Origin of the sequence: Thioalkalivibrio nitratireducens DSM 14787 (genome assembly GCF_000321415.2) — a bacterium.
In the GTDB taxonomy this organism is placed as follows: domain Bacteria; phylum Pseudomonadota; class Gammaproteobacteria; order Ectothiorhodospirales; family Ectothiorhodospiraceae; genus Thioalkalivibrio; species Thioalkalivibrio nitratireducens.
On the sequence record NC_019902.2, the window covers coordinates 3,885,612 to 3,900,062 of the forward strand.

Annotated in this window: 12 protein-coding genes and 1 riboswitch; of the genes, 5 read left to right on the top strand and 7 right to left on the bottom strand. The window is 66.9% G+C overall.

Annotated features, from left to right (window positions below; translation table 11 throughout):
- Positions 1-216 precede the first annotated feature (216 nt).
- The 4 genes from TVNIR_RS17790 to TVNIR_RS17805 all read right to left on the bottom strand — a co-directional run bounded on the left by TVNIR_RS17790 (position 217) and on the right by TVNIR_RS17805 (position 3,971).
- On the bottom strand, positions 217-1,293 hold the full coding sequence (locus tag TVNIR_RS17790) for an aspartate/ornithine carbamoyltransferase family protein (RefSeq protein WP_015260471.1): 1,077 nt from the start codon (positions 1,291-1,293) through the stop codon (positions 217-219).
- 124 nt (positions 1,294-1,417) lie between these two features.
- Positions 1,418-2,155, bottom strand: coding sequence for a cysteine hydrolase family protein (locus TVNIR_RS17795; RefSeq protein ID WP_015260472.1), 738 nt, complete (start codon positions 2,153-2,155; stop codon positions 1,418-1,420).
- Between the two features lie 12 nt (positions 2,156-2,167).
- Complete coding sequence (locus TVNIR_RS17800) at positions 2,168-3,409, bottom strand: Zn-dependent hydrolase (RefSeq protein WP_043739918.1); 1,242 nt, start codon at positions 3,407-3,409, stop codon at positions 2,168-2,170.
- Between the two features lie 52 nt (positions 3,410-3,461).
- Positions 3,462-3,971, bottom strand: a complete 510-nt coding sequence (locus TVNIR_RS17805) for a MarR family winged helix-turn-helix transcriptional regulator (protein WP_043739919.1) — start codon at positions 3,969-3,971, stop codon at positions 3,462-3,464.
- Positions 3,972-4,524: 553 nt separating this feature from the next.
- On the opposite strand from TVNIR_RS17805, the gene TVNIR_RS17810 reads away from it, so the two are divergent.
- From TVNIR_RS17810 to TVNIR_RS17820, 3 genes are all read left to right on the top strand, one after another.
- A complete protein-coding gene (locus tag TVNIR_RS17810; protein ID WP_015260475.1) occupies positions 4,525-5,589 on the top strand; it encodes a porin in 1,065 nt (354 codons plus the stop codon).
- Between the two features lie 183 nt (positions 5,590-5,772).
- The gene (locus tag TVNIR_RS17815) at positions 5,773-7,389 is read left to right on the top strand and encodes a BCCT family transporter (protein WP_015260476.1); all 1,617 of its coding nucleotides are present in this window, start codon (positions 5,773-5,775) and stop codon (positions 7,387-7,389) included.
- Positions 7,390-7,596: 207 nt separating this feature from the next.
- The gene (locus tag TVNIR_RS17820) at positions 7,597-8,274 is read left to right on the top strand and encodes a hypothetical protein (protein ID WP_015260477.1); all 678 of its coding nucleotides are present in this window, start codon (positions 7,597-7,599) and stop codon (positions 8,272-8,274) included.
- Between the two features lie 142 nt (positions 8,275-8,416).
- On the opposite strand, the gene TVNIR_RS17825 is transcribed toward TVNIR_RS17820, so the two are convergent.
- Positions 8,417-9,808, bottom strand: coding sequence for an AmpG family muropeptide MFS transporter (locus TVNIR_RS17825; RefSeq protein WP_043739920.1), 1,392 nt, complete (start codon positions 9,806-9,808; stop codon positions 8,417-8,419).
- A 99-nt stretch (positions 9,809-9,907) separates the two neighbouring features.
- Positions 9,908-10,720 (bottom strand): exodeoxyribonuclease III, encoded by an 813-nt coding sequence (locus tag TVNIR_RS17830; RefSeq protein ID WP_015260479.1) that lies wholly within the window; start codon positions 10,718-10,720, stop codon positions 9,908-9,910.
- 238 nt (positions 10,721-10,958) lie between these two features.
- On the opposite strand from TVNIR_RS17830, the gene pyrE reads away from it, so the two are divergent.
- On the top strand, positions 10,959-11,603 hold the full coding sequence (gene pyrE, locus TVNIR_RS17835; RefSeq protein ID WP_015260480.1) for an orotate phosphoribosyltransferase: 645 nt from the start codon (positions 10,959-10,961) through the stop codon (positions 11,601-11,603).
- A 100-nt stretch (positions 11,604-11,703) separates the two neighbouring features.
- On the opposite strand, the gene copM is transcribed toward pyrE, so the two are convergent.
- Positions 11,704-12,108 carry a CopM family metallochaperone gene (gene copM / locus TVNIR_RS17840; protein WP_015260481.1) on the bottom strand — a complete coding sequence of 135 codons (405 nt, stop codon included), beginning with the start codon at positions 12,106-12,108 and terminating at the stop codon, positions 11,704-11,706.
- Positions 12,109-12,304: 196 nt separating this feature from the next.
- Positions 12,305-12,400, top strand: a riboswitch (TPP riboswitch).
- A 47-nt stretch (positions 12,401-12,447) separates the two neighbouring features.
- On the opposite strand from copM, the gene thiC reads away from it, so the two are divergent.
- On the top strand, positions 12,448-14,337 hold the full coding sequence (gene thiC, locus TVNIR_RS17845) for a phosphomethylpyrimidine synthase ThiC (RefSeq protein ID WP_015260482.1): 1,890 nt from the start codon (positions 12,448-12,450) through the stop codon (positions 14,335-14,337).
- The last annotated feature ends 114 nt before the right edge of the window (positions 14,338-14,451 follow it).

Genomic DNA, 14,451 nt, shown 5'->3' on the forward strand with positions numbered 1-14,451 from the left:
TTTGGGGTGGTTCAGCCGCAGCGCGTCACGAATCGTCAGCAGCGCGCGGTTGCCCCGATCGGGTTCTCATCGCGGGCGTACGGGCGAATGGCGTCGGTCCGGCACCGGGTGTCGTCAGCAGGGATGTTGCCGGCAAGCCTGCAAAGGTGCATTCACGGCGTCCCGCTGCCGCGGCCGACGCCATCCCATCTGCCCCCGAGTCTCCCACGGCCCCTGTCACTGTTCCGGGGTGTCCATCACGGCGCTGATCCGGCGCACCACCGAGGTCAGCAGCGCCATACGCACGAACACCGCGCCGCGGGCCTGGGCGAAGTACCAGTTGTGCGGGGTATCATCGAGATCGGTGGCGAGCTCGTCCCCGCGCGCCAGCGGGTGCAGAATGATCGCACCCGGTTTCAGCGGCGAGTTCCGGGTCAAGTGCAGGCCGGTGCCCAACGATTCGAAAGTGTCGCCGACCCAGGCGATTGCGTTGATGTACACCACGTCGAGTTCCGGCAGCACCGGGTCGAGTTGGTCCACCACGCGCAGCACCAGCCCCGCGGCCTCGAGTTCCTCGCGCTGGCCGGAGTCGAAATTCTCGTGCTCTCGGGAGATGATCACAACCTCGCGGATCGCCTCCGGGAACCGGCCGAGCATCAGCAACAGGCTGCGCACCGTGCGCATGCGCGAGGGCACGCCAATGATGCCGACCCGGATTCGCGCCTGCAGGTCGACATGCCCCTGGAACAGTTCCGGTCGCCACTTCGCCAGCGTGTACACGTCGGCCAGCGCTTGGGTCGGATGCTCGTCGATGCCGTTACCGGCGTTCACGATCGGGATGCGGAGCCCCTCGAGCATCTGGTAGACCGCCTGATCCTCGCTGCTGCGCAACACGATGACGTCGCCGTAATTATTGAACATCTCGGCGATGTCGACCAGCGACTCGCCCTTGGCCATGCCGGTGCTTTTCGGGTCGGTGATCGACATGATCGCGCCGCCCAGCCGGTGCCAGGCGCTCTCGAACGAGAGCCGCGTGCGCGTGGACGGTTCGTAGAAGGCGCTGATCAGGATCTTGCCCGTCAGCGGCAGATGCATCAGCGCCGGTGTCGCCTCGTACTGCGCAGCCAGCCGGAACAGCTGGATCAGCGTCGCACGGTCGAACTGCCGGCTGGACACCACGTGCCGGGCCGCGATCTCGAGCAGGGGCTCGGGGTCTTCCGGCAGCGCATCGACCAACGCCTTCGGCCGCTCGATGCCGGCAGTGCCGTCCTTCGGTTGCAGCGGACGCTGCAGCTGTTCTTCCAGGTGGGTCACGCGGGGCCTCTCGTGCTGTCTGGACGGAAACGGTCGTGGTGCCCGCGGGCTTCGGGCCGGGATCGGCCCGGCGGGCCCGCCCGGGCTGACGGACCGGCAGGCATCGTGCTTGCGCGTGTGCTGCTCACGAGGCCTGCCGTGCTCGGTTGATCTCCGCGATCGCCTCGGCAGCACTCATCACCCGCGCATACCGGTCCCGGATGGTGGTGATGGTCGCCTGCTGCAGTTCCGGCGTCACCGTGGTACAGCCGTCCTCGATCAGGGTCACGTAGAACCCCAGGTCGCAGGCGTCGCGTACCGCGGTGGAGACACACTCGTTGGTGTAGACCCCGACCATGAACAGCGAGCTGATGTCGAGATTGCGCAGCAGGTAGTGCAGGTTGGTGGAATTGAAGACGCCGCTGGCGGTCTTGTTCAGCAAGATTTCGTCACCGACCGGGGCCACCAACTCGACGAACTCGGCTTCCTTCGAGCCGGGCGCGGCATGCAGGTTCAGCCGCTTGTGCCCCGGGCTGCGGTCCCGCCCGTCACGTGTCATCGACTGGATCCGGGTATGGATCACCTCGAGCCCCCGTGCCCGGAACGCATCCTGGAGCTTACGTACGTTCGGCAGCACCTCGGTCTCGAGCTTGTGGAAGTAGTACTCCTGTGCCGCCAGCGGAACCCCCGAGGCAGCGGCATCGGCGAACACGCCGTGCCCGCGAGCGGCATCGAGGTACTGCAGGTCGATGCACAACAGTGCGACATGGTGGCGCGCAAGCTCCTCGCGCAGCAGGCGGGTCGAGATCAGGCTGCCGCGGTACTGATCGCGCAGTGGATCGAGTGCGTCGAAATCGGTGATCCTGGTGATCTTGTCGGTCATGGGATCCTCCCGTCAGTCTCGAGCCGCCAGCGCCAGCACGCTGCGCAGCATCAGGTTAGCGCCGGCCTCGATGTCTTCCCAGTTCGTCCACTCGCCCGCGGAATGACTGCGGCCCTCGATACTGGGTACGAAAATCATCCCGGTGCGCGCGACCGAAGTCATGCTCTGAGCATCATGGGCCGCCCCGCTGGCCATGCACAGGTACGACTGCCCCATCGCCTCCGCCTCGCGGCTGATCAGTTCGACCAACCCCGGATCACATTTCGCCGGCGGAATCTCGGAGAGCACGTCGAACTCGAACATCAGGTCGCGGCGGCGCGCAATACTGGAGAGCGTCCGCCGGCAGGCATCCGACAGCGCCTTCAGTACCCGGTCGTCGGTGTCGCGAACCTCCAGCGAGAAGGTCGCGAGGCCGGGAATCGTGTTCGCGGCGCCCGGTTTCAGCTCCACCCGCCCGATGGTCGCCCGACTGTTCGGACCGCCGTGCTCCTCGAGGATGCGGTGGATCTCGCCGCCGAATTCGGCCAGACCCTGGAACGCGTCGATGCGCATGTCCATCGGCGTGGTGCCGGCATGGTTGGCCTGGCCCTTCAGGCGCACCTCCCACTTGAACAGGCCGGTGATCGCCTCAACCACGCCAATGCCGATCCGCCGCCGGTCCAACACCGGTCCCTGCTCGATGTGCAGTTCGAGGAATGCGTGGATGCTGTTCGGGTCGCGGCGAGCGCCCAGCGCCTCGTTCGCGTCCAGGCCCCAGCCGGCCATGGCATCCACCAGCGTGGTCCCCTCGAGATCCCGGGCCCCGTGGATCCGTTCCGGTGTCAGCTGCCCGGCCATCGCCTGGGATCCGAACAGCCCCCCGAATCGCCCCTCCTCGTCGGTGAAGTCGATGACCTCGAGAGGGAAACGCAGCGGGATGGCGCGTTCCTTCACCGTACGCAGGACCTCGAGCCCGACCAGCACCCCGAGCGCCCCGTCCAGCGGTCCACCGCCGGGCACGGTGTCCAGATGGGATCCCATCACTACCGCCGGGCGCTCACCATCGAACTCCAGCCGTCCATGAAGGTTTGCTGCACCATCCTGATGGACTTCGAGGCCGGCCACCGCGAGGCGTTGCCGGAACCAGTCCCGGCCCTGCCGATCGCACTCGGTGAACGCACGGCGATTGAGGCCGAATTCCGTGTCGCGGCCGACTTGTGCCAGATCCATCACGTCCTGCCGCAGCCGCTCCATGTTCACTCGTATTTCGGACATCGTGATTCCCGTTTACGGATTTCTGAACCGGCGGCGTACTGCGTTCGGCGAGTCATGCGCCGCCATCGAAGGGTTGCAGGCCTGCGGTCGGTTCGGCGGACGCCATGCGCCCTACCAGGACGTGCAGAGAGGCGTCGAGTGCCTCCAGCTCAACCGGATCCAGCGCGTGCAGCGCACGGTTCAACTCGCCCTGGGGTGCAGCCGGCGCCCGGTCCAGCAGTGCCTCCCCCGCCGGGGTGACGAACAGGCGCACGATACGCTGATCGCGCTTGCGCCGCAGGCGTTCGACCAACCCGGCATGTTCCAGCTTGTCCAGCAGGTTCGATGTGGTCGACGGATGCACCGATAGACGCTGCGAGAGATCGCTGACATTCAGCCCGGGGCAGCCTCGCACTTCCCACAGCGCCCACAGTTGCGCCGCACTGATGCCGCAGGAACGTTGCACGCTGCGGGAATGGCCCTGCAACGCGCGGATGATCACCCGCAACTGCCGGATGACCGAACGCACGGTCTCGGTCCGGTCGGCATCGGGCGTCGGCGGAGTGCTACGAGCTCTGGACATTACGATACCACCCCCGACTCAAGCCTCGTGCCTCACATCCGGAGGCTTGCAGCGCACCGCGTGCTCACGGTGGCACGCGCCGGCGATGGTGCTGCAAGGGGTCAAGGCATGCATGGCTCGACGGTGATTCGATTCCCTGAACGTTGGGTACGGTCGGCGGCTGGCCTTCGCCCGGCAGAACCTTCCTTACCTGACGACAGATGTCCCTGCCGGGAGTTCGGGCCGGGCGCCCCGGGAGAGGTTCGACCGGTTCCGGGCAGCCGCCCGCCGGGTGTCGGTCTGTTGTCCAGGAGACGGACCGGTATTTTTGTGCAAAAATACCGGCCGTGCAACCCCGCAGCCAACCTCAGGGCCACGGGCCGTGCGAGCATTGGCCGGAGGATCACGCCTCCATGCCCGACCTGGGGCCTGTCGCAACGGGATGCGTGACGCCCTGGCGCCGGGGGGAAACGGAGTGCCGTGTAGATCGCCCGCGCAATGCGCGGAGGCGTGCTGGGGGCACCGCCTGCGCGCAACAAGATGGCGTTTGGAACCGAACCAGAGGGAAAACCGAATGAACAAGAAGATCCTCGCGGCGCTGGCCGCCGCTTCGCTGTTTCCCCCGGGCATGGCAGGTGCCGACAACGGCGCCGGCGGCCCCAACTTCAGCTTCTATGGGTCGCTGCGAATCCACAGCGAGCACGTACGCCCCGACAACCGGGACGAGGCGGCCGGCGGCCTGGACTCGTACAGCGCCCTGCGCGACGCCTATTCGCGGCTGGGGGTCACCGCAGACTGGGCGCTGAACCCCGGGTTGGAGGTCTTCGGTCAGCTGGAACTGCCGGTCGATACGGCCAACCTGAAGATCCAGGATCCGTACGATCAGGGTGGCTTCGGGCGCTCCGACGAGGAAAACGTGCGGGTCGCACTGATCGGATTGCGGAGCGACTTCGGCACGCTGCAGTTCGGCCAGCAGTGGATGCCGTACTACAACGCGATCTCCTACCCGGTCGACATGTTCAGTACCTATTACAGCGGGTTTGCAACCTACGCGGTCTTTCGGGTTCGCGACACCGTGGCATATTACAGCCCGGATTTCCACGGGTTGTCGTTTGCCGCCTCGTATTCGGACAAGCGCGGAAACGTCAAGTCGACGTCGCGCATCGACGACAGCCGCACACAGCTGACCGCAACCTACTCGTTCGGAGACACCACCGTGTCGGCCGGGCTCGACGACCGGGGCAGCCCGGTCGGTGACCGGGACCGGATCTGGGGCCTGGCCGCGGCCCACCAGCTCGGGGACCTCTACCTCGCGGCCAAGTACGAACGCTTCGATTCCGACAACGACAGCCCCGGGGCCTTCAATCGCGACGGCAATGAAGCCTTCAACGTCTTCGCCAGTTACACGCGCGACAAGAACACGTTCAAGATCATGCTCGCCGATGTCGAGAATTACGGCGATACCGTCGTCCATCTGGGCGTCGATCATCGTGTCAACGATGCCCTGACCCTGTTCGCCGAGTATTACTACGAGGAAAGCACCGCAGCGATCACCACCAAGCGCGGTGGCCTCGGCGATTTTCCGGCAGGCGCGAACGGCGGACAGGTGCTCGCGGCAGGGCTTCGCTACGACTTCTGAAGGCGGGGCGCCGAACCGGGCCGCACGCCTGCGCGGCCCGGCGGCTCCGGCAGGCACGGGCGCCCTTTAACCCGTGCTTGAGCCACGCACGCCGGCGGTCGCTTCCGGACGGCGAGGCGCGCGCGGCCGCAGCACGCGGTGGCTTCGGGTGCCCCGTTGAACCCAGACAAGGGAGGATTCCCGGTGAACGACGACAAGATCGAAACCAAGGTCGAGGAAATCGCGCAACGCTACGAGACCGACTACGAGATCGGCCAGCAGAACATCAACCCGCTGGGCCTGGACTTGCACAATCCGGTGTTCGTGGTCAGCTCGCTGCTGATCCTGGTGTTCGTGGTGGGATCGCTGATCTTCCCCGAGCAGGCCAATGAAGCCCTCGGCGCGACCCGCGTCTGGATCGGCGACACCTTCGACTGGCTGTTCCTCTCGGCCGGGAACTTATTCGTGCTCTTCTGCCTGGCGCTGATCGTGCTCCCTGTAGGCAGCATCCGCATCGGCGGTGCCGACGCGACCCCGGACTACTCGGTGCTGTCGTGGTTCGCGATGCTGTTCGCCGCGGGCATGGGCATCGGGCTGATGTTCTGGAGTGTCGCCGAACCCGTTGCGTACTTCACCGAATGGTTCGGCACGCCGCTGAACATCGAGGGGGGCACCGAGGAGGCGAAGGCGGCCGCCCTTGGCGCGACGATGTACCACTGGGGCCTGCATCCCTGGGCGATCTACGCGGTCGTCGGCCTGTCCCTGGCGTTTTTCGCGTACAACAAGGGCCTGCCGCTGACGATCCGCTCGACGTTCTACCCGCTGCTGGGCGACCGCGTCTGGGGGCCGTTTGGTCACGTGATCGATACCCTCGCGGTACTGGCGACGATGTTCGGGCTGGCCACCTCGCTGGGGCTCGGCGCCCAGCAGGCCGCGGGAGGCCTGGAATTCCTGTTCGGCATCGACGGCGGGCTGAACACGCAAATCGCGATCATCGTGGTGGTCACGGTGATCGCGCTGATCTCGGTGATCCGCGGAATCGACGGCGGCGTGAAGGTGCTGAGCAACATCAACCTGAGCATGGCCCTGCTGCTCCTGATCTTCGTGATGATCGCCGGGGCTTTCGTCGCGTTCCTTTCGAATATCGGGACGACCGTTTCCGCCTATGCGCAGTACATGCTGCCGCTCAGCAATCCCGTCGGCCGCGAGGACGACACGTTCTATCACGGCTGGACCATCTTCTTCTGGGCCTGGTGGATCTCCTGGTCGCCGTTCGTCGGCATGTTCATCGCGCGGATCTCCCGGGGCCGCACGGTACGCCAGTTCGTGACCGCGGTGTTGCTGGTACCGACGGTGGTCACGATCATCTGGATGAGCGCCTTCGGGGGCAGCGGGATCGATCAGGCCTCGGCCGGAATCGGCGCATTGGCCGACGGGATCAGCGACTCGTCTCTGGCCCTGTTCCAGATGCTCGAGAACCTGCCGTTCACGGCCATCACCTCGTTCCTCGCGATCGTGCTGGTGCTGATCTTCTTCGTGACCTCGTCCGACTCCGGCTCGCTGGTCATCGACAGCATCACCTCCGGGGGCAAAACCGACTCACCCCAGTCACAGCGCATCTTCTGGGCGACCATCGAGGGCCTCGTGGCCGGTGTCCTGCTGGCGGTGGGCGGCGTCGCGGCGCTGCAGGCGCTGCAGGCCGGCGCGGTGAGCACCGGCCTGCCGTTCGTGGTGGTGCTGCTGCTGATGTGCGTGAGCCTGGCGATCGGTCTGCACCACGAGCGGATCCTGTTGAAGTTCGCGCCCGACAAGGCGGCTTGAACCACCACGGCACCGACTCCGCAGCGATCCGGGCCGCCATGCAGGCCGTCTGCAGCGGCGGCTCGGCGGGCAGACCGCGGCCGCATCCGGGCACTGCTGCTGCCGGCGGTGGCTTCGCTCGAGTCTTGCTGCTCGACGCAGCGCCGGCTACCCTGCGCCGCGAGTGCCCGGTAGCGGGCCGGTCGGCGAATGGGGAGGGTACGGGAGATGGCGAAAGGGCTCGGAGCGAGACTGCAAGCGGCAGCACAGCGGGTGCTGCAGGGAGACCTCCCACTGGATCCCACCCGCTACGACGACCCGGTGGCGGAGCAGACCGACTGGACCCCGATCGGCGGCAGCAGCGCGAACTTCCGCACCCACCGGCTGCGCGAGGTCGAGCAGGGCAGGCTGGAGTTCCGCACCACCTTGGGGGCCAAGCTGTTCTGGATGATCTTCGCGGCGATCGGGCTGGGGCTGCTCGCAGTCTTCTACGGCAACGGGCTTCAGGCGGAAGGCTTCGAATGGAACCCGGACATGCTGGGCGTCACCGCGTTCGGGCTGGTATTCGCGGCGGTCGGGTTCGGCGGCCTGTACTTCTCGTCGGCGCCGATCGTGTTCGACCTGCGCCGCGGCCTGTTCTGGAAAGGCCGCAAGGCGCCGGGGCGAGTCGCGGACCGGCGCAGGCTCAAGCACTTCGCGGAACTGAACGACGTCCATGCGCTGCAATTGCTTCGCACCTGGAGCACCGGGAAGAACCGCCGCAGGGTCTATGAACTGAACCTCGTGCTGAAGGATGGCGAGCGGGTGCCGGTGCTGCGGCACGGCGGCAGTCTCGCCGCCCTGCGCGCGGAGGCGGAACAAGTCGCCCGGCTGCTCGACCGGCCGCTGTGGGACGCGACCCGCTGACGCGCGACGCCTCCGGCGTCCGACAGGCCACCCGGCGCCGGGGCCGTTACGTGCAGGATCGGGCAGCGGCAACCGCTGCCGCCGCACCTCATCCGGCGGAAAGGGTCCGCGACGGGTTACGCCCCCCCCTGTAGCCGCGTTCTCAAACCGGGGAATCGCGGCCGGGCTGGCGGATCCGATCGGGGTGGGCGAGGCGACCCAGCAATACGGCGAGCAGGATCGCCGGCAGGCCGATCACCGCCGACGAGATGAAGAACCAGAACCAGCCGATGTGTGCCGCCAAGAGCCCGGTGAACCCGCCGAGGAATTGCCCCGGCAGCGTCATGATCGAACTGAACAGCGCGTACTGCGTGGCCGTGTAAGCGGTGTTGGTCAGGCTCGACAGGTAGGCGATGAACACCGAGATCGCGAGCCCGCCGCTGATGTTGTCGGCCATGATCGCGAATACCAGGCCGTAGGTCTGCGGGCCGAGGGTCGCCAGCCAGGAGAAGGTCAGGTTGGTCAGCGGCGCCAGGATCGCGGTCGCGATCAGCATGCGCAGGATGCCGAAGCGCATGACCAGTAGCCCGCCGATCGCGGCCCCGGTCAGCGTCATCGCCAGCCCGAAGGCCGCCGCGACATTCGCGATCTCGGTCTTGCTGAAACCGAGATCCAGATAGAACGGGTTCGCCATCACGCCCATGAAGATGTCGCTGATACGGAAGGTTGCGATGAACAGCAGGATCGCGATCGCCACCAGCCCGAAGCGCTGCCAGAAGTCCGCGAACGGCCCGACGACCGCACCAATGAACCAGGCGGTCAGGTCCCGGCGCCAGCCGCGGTGGCGGGTGCGGTCCAGGTAGTCGATCACGCGCTGCTCGAGACGCCGGGTCCGGGTGTCGACCCCGACCTCGGGCTCGCGGATGATCAGCGTGGTCACGATGCCCACGGCCATCAGCGCGGCCATCGTGCCGTAGGCCAGGCTCCAGTCGCCCGCCGCGGCGAGGTGCAACGCGCCGGCGCCTGCCGCGAGCAGCGCAACCCGATAGCCGAAAACGTAGCTGGCGGCCATCGCGCCCTGGCGGTCGCGGCTGACCGCCTCGATCCGGTAGGCGTCGATCGCGATGTCCTGGGTCGCGGAACCGAACGCGGCCAGGATCGCCCATACCGCGACCAGCCACAGGTGCTCGCGCGGATCGGTGAAGGCGATCCCGGCCAGCGCCAGTGCAATCACTCCCTGTGCGAACAGCATCCAGGCCCGGCGGCGCCCAAACCAGCGGGTCAGCAGCGGCAGCGCCATGCGGTCCACGACCGGGGCCCAGAACACCTTGATGCTGTGGGCCATGCCTACCCAGCTGAGGAAACCGATCGCGGCCAGTTCGACCCCGAGATCGCGCAGCCAGGCGGTGAAGGTGCCCCCGACCAGCAACAGCGGCAGCCCCGCCGAGAAGCCGAGAAACAGCATCCCGATCACCCGCGGGTGGCCGTACACAGCGAACGCCGCGCCCCACCCGCGCCGGCCAGGGGCGTTCGGGGCTGCGGTCGTTTCAGTCATGCCGGTAATTCACCGTGGCGGGTCGATGCCGTCGGGAATGGGTTCCGCCCGACCCGCGTTGGAAACGGCTCCTTGTCGAGCGGCCGGGTATGTTCGACATCATCCGGCCGCGGCCGTCTCGGTCGTGTCGCGAACGGAGTCGAGTGCATGATCGTAGTCGATCCAGAACGGTGCATGATCGGAGAAGCGCTGCTCCTTGTAGATCACCGGGTCCCGTGCAGTCGCGGCAAGCGCCGGGGTCGCGATCTGGTAGTCGATGCGCCAGCCGACGTTCTTGGCCCAGGCTTGGCCCCGGTTGGACCACCAGGTGTACTGCTCGGGCCGTGGATCCAGGCTGCGGAACACGTCGACCAGCCCCAGCTCCCCGAACACCCGGTCCAGAAACGCACGCTCCTCGGGCAGGAAGCCGGAATTCTTCTGGTTCGGCTTCCAGTTCTTCAGGTCGATCTCGCGGTGGGCGATGTTCCAGTCACCGCAGATCAGCCATTGGCGCCCTTCACGTGCGCGCTCGGCGAGCCATGGCAGGAAGAAGTCCAGGAAGCGCCATTTCGATTCCTGGCGATGGTCTCCAGACGAGCCTGACGGCAGGTACAGCGACGCCACCGACAGGTTCCCGAAGCGCATTTCGACGTAGCGCCCCTCCTGGTCGGCCTCCTCGAAGCCGAGATGGGTGATCACCGCGTCGGGCCGGACACGGCTGTAGATGGCAACGCCGCTGTAGCCCCGCTTCTCGGCATCGACATAGGCACTGTGATAGCCGTCGGGGTGGAACACTGGGTCCGCGAGCTGCTCGATCTGCGCCTTGGTTTCCTGGATGCAGACGATGTCGGCCCCGGATTGGGGCAGCCAGTCGAAGAAACCCTTGCGCGCCGCGGCACGGATCCCGTTGGCATTGAGGCTGAGTACACGCATGGGCGCGCAAGATACCCGGGCCGGTGCCCACGGGGAAGACCTCGAACTCTCCACGCCTCGTTGCGCGCGCTCCTGCGCCAGCCGCCCGGGGCCGCTGCGGCGTGCGCACCGCCAACGGGGAGCACAGGCCGGGCCACGCGTGGCGGGTTCCTGCCGCCGCACGCGCGGACCACGCAAGCCCCGGCGTGCCCCGGAGGCCGCCGCGTGCCAGAATGACAGTTTTCCCGGGGTATCCCAGATGTCCGCGCAGGATTTCCTTGCCTACTGCCTGGAACGCAACGTGCTGCGTTTCGGCGAGTTCAGACTAAAATCGGGCCGTGTGAGCCCGTACTTCTTCAACGCCGGCCTGTTCGATCGCGGTTCGGACTTGGTGCGACTGGGACACCACTACGCAGAGGCGATCATGGCGTCCGGAGTCGAGTTCGACCTGATATTCGGCCCAGCGTACAAGGGCATCCCGCTCGCGGCGGCCACGGCGATGGCCTTGCATACCGAACACGGTCGCGACCTGCCCTGGGCGTTCAACCGCAAGGAAGCGAAGGATCACGGCGAGGGTGGAGCCCTCGTGGGCGCGCCGCTGGCCGGGCGGGTGCTGATCGTCGACGACGTGATCACCGCGGGCACGGCAATCCGGGAATCGGTGGCGATCATCCGCTCGGCGGGCGCCGAGCCGACCGCGGTCGCGATCGCGCTGGACCGCGAAGAGCGCGGACAGGGCGACCGCTCGGCGATTCAGGAGGTCGAGCAGGAACTCGGCCTCCAGGTCATCCGAGTCGCGCGCCTGACCGATCTGATCGCGATGCTCGAGGCTGATGGCCGCGACCCGGCACACGCCGAGGCCCTGAGCGCCTACCGCGATCGCTACGGGATCCGCGGCGGCTGAGGCGTCGGCGTGCCGCCCGGGCCACTGGTCTGCCCGGCCGGCCACGAGCCGACCCGCCTGCGCCGCGCCGCAAGCCCGCCCCGGCAGGGTCCGCGCGCGCCTATTCCCCGTGGCCGCGCTCGACCAGCCAGGCGCGCATCTGCTCGATCTCCTGCTCCTGCGCAGAGATGATTTCCTCGGCCAGCGCCCGGATCTCCTCGTCTTCGCCGAACTCCAGCACGACCCGGGCCATCTCGATCGCGCCGACGTGGTGCGGAATCATGCCTTTGACGAAGTCGACATCGGCATCGCCGGTGAAAGCGATGTTCATCTCGGCGTGCATGCGATCGTTCACCTCGCGGAAAGCACGCGTGGATGCAGGCTCTTCGTCGGCGGCCGTCGCGGCGTGGCCGTGATGGTCGTGGTGCGCGTGGTCGTGACCGTGGTTCGATGCGAACGCCGAACCTCCAAGGGCGAGCACCCCTGCAGCCAACGCGCTGGCGACAAGATGATTCGATGCGGACATGGGCTATCTCCTTGCGAAATGGTGTGTCCGAAACAGTAGACGCTGATCGCTGCACGATAATCCCGGACCGCGTTCGCCCTGGGGATATCACCCGCTGCCCCGGGGCGGGCAGCGCTCCCTGCCGCCGACCTGCGCGGATGGCTTCGGACCGGATTCTTGCAAAGGTCCGGTCGCTGCTATAGCGTGGCCGCATACGCATACAAGCTGGGGGTGCCGGCACCGGGCCGGCTGAGAGAGTCCCCTCGAACCTGATCCGGCTCGTACCGGCGGAGGGAAGCTTGCGAAATCCGCATACGCGGGATCGCGTTTCCTCTACAGGTCCAGCCCCGAGGAAACACGATGAGCGCCATCCCCGAAGATTTCATCCGCCGCACCGCGCAGGTTTCCAACGCCGTGACCCGGCCCTTCCCGAATTCCCGCAAGGTGTTCGTGCAGGGCACGCGCCCCGATCTTCGTGTGCCGATGCGCGAGGTCATCCAGCAACCGACGCACACCTCGACCGCAACCGAGGATAACCCGGCGATCACGATCTACGACACCTCCGGTCCGTACACGGACCCGTCGGCCGAAATCGACCTGCTGCGCGGTCTCCCGGCGGTGCGGACGGCCTGGATCAAGGAACGCGGCGACACATCGGTGCTCGACGGCCCGACCTCCGACTACGGCCGCAGCCGTGCCGCCGACCCGGCGTTGGCAGCCCTGCGGTTCGCGCACATCCGCGTGCCGCGGCGCGCGCTATCGGGCCGCAACGTGACCCAGATGCACTATGCCCGGCGCGGGATCGTGACCCCGGAGATGGAGTTCGTCGCGATCCGCGAGAACTGCCGTCTCGCCGAGATGCGTGCCGACCCGCGCTACACCCGCCTGCTGCGAAGCCATGCCGGCGAGGCCTTCGGCGCGCGTATCCCCGACGAGATCACGCCCGAGTTCGTACGCGCCGAGGTCGCCGCCGGACGCGCAATCATCCCCGCGAACATCAACCACCCGGAACTGGAACCGATGATCATCGGCCGCAACTTCCGGGTGAAGGTCAACACCAACATCGGCAACTCGGCCGTGACCTCGAGCATCGAGGAGGAAGTCGAGAAGCTCGTCTGGTCCGCGCGCTGGGGCGGCGATACGTTAATGGACCTGTCGACCGGCAGGAACATCCACGAGACGCGCGAATGGATCCTGCGCAACTCGCCGGTGCCGATCGGCACGGTGCCAATCTACCAAACATTGGAGAAGGTCGACGGCAAGGCCGAGGAACTGACCTGGGAACTCTTCCGGGACACGCTGATCGAGCAGGCGGAGCAGGGCGTGGACTACTTCACGATCCACGCTGGCGTGCGCCTGCCCTACGTGCCGCTGACGGCCGACCGGGTCACCGGCATCGTCTCGCGCGGCGGCTCGATCATGGCCAAGTGGTGCCTTGCCCATCACCGCGAGAACTTCCTGTACACGCGTTTCGCCGAGATCTGCGAGATCATGAAGGCCTACGACGTGTCGTTCTCGCTCGGCGACGGCCTGCGCCCGGGCTGCATCGCGGATGCGAACGACCGCGCGCAGTTCGCTGAACTCGAAACGCTCGGCGAACTGACCAGGATCGCCTGGGAGCACGACGTTCAGGTGATGATCGAGGGCCCGGGCCACGTGCCACTGCACAAGGTCAAGGAGAACGTCGACAAGGAACTCGCCGACTGCTACGAGGCGCCGTTTTACACCCTCGGGCCGCTGGTCACCGACATCGCGCCCGCCTACGACCACATTACCTCGGGCATCGGCGCCGCGAATATCGGCTGGTACGGCACCGCGATGCTCTGCTACGTGACGCCAAAGGAGCATCTCGGGCTGCCGAACCGCGAGGACGTGCGCGACGGCATCATCACCTACCGGATCGCCGCGCATGCGGCCGACCTCGCCAAGGGTTTCCCCGGCGCGCAGCTGCGCGACAACGCATTGTCGAAGGCGCGTTTCGAGTTCCGCTGGGAGGACCAGTTCAACTTGAGCCTGGATCCCGAGCGCGCGCGCGAGTACCACGACCAGACGCTGCCGAAGGAAGCGCACAAGGTCGCCCACTTCTGCTCGATGTGCGGCCCGAACTTCTGTTCGATGAAGATCACGCAGGACGTGCGCGATTACGCGGCGCGGCAGGGTCTGGACGAACACGAAGCGCTCGAGCGCGGCATGCAGGAAAAGGCCTCCGAATTCGTCGCGAAAGGCGGCGCACTCTACCGCGAGATCTGACAGCCTGCCTGCATACCCCCCGACGTTGCCTGCTGTCCCCAGCCTCCCTTCCGCTCGCGGCCGAGCGGCTGGGGGGTGAGTGCCCTACAGGCTGGTTGTGCACTTCTCGCCAGC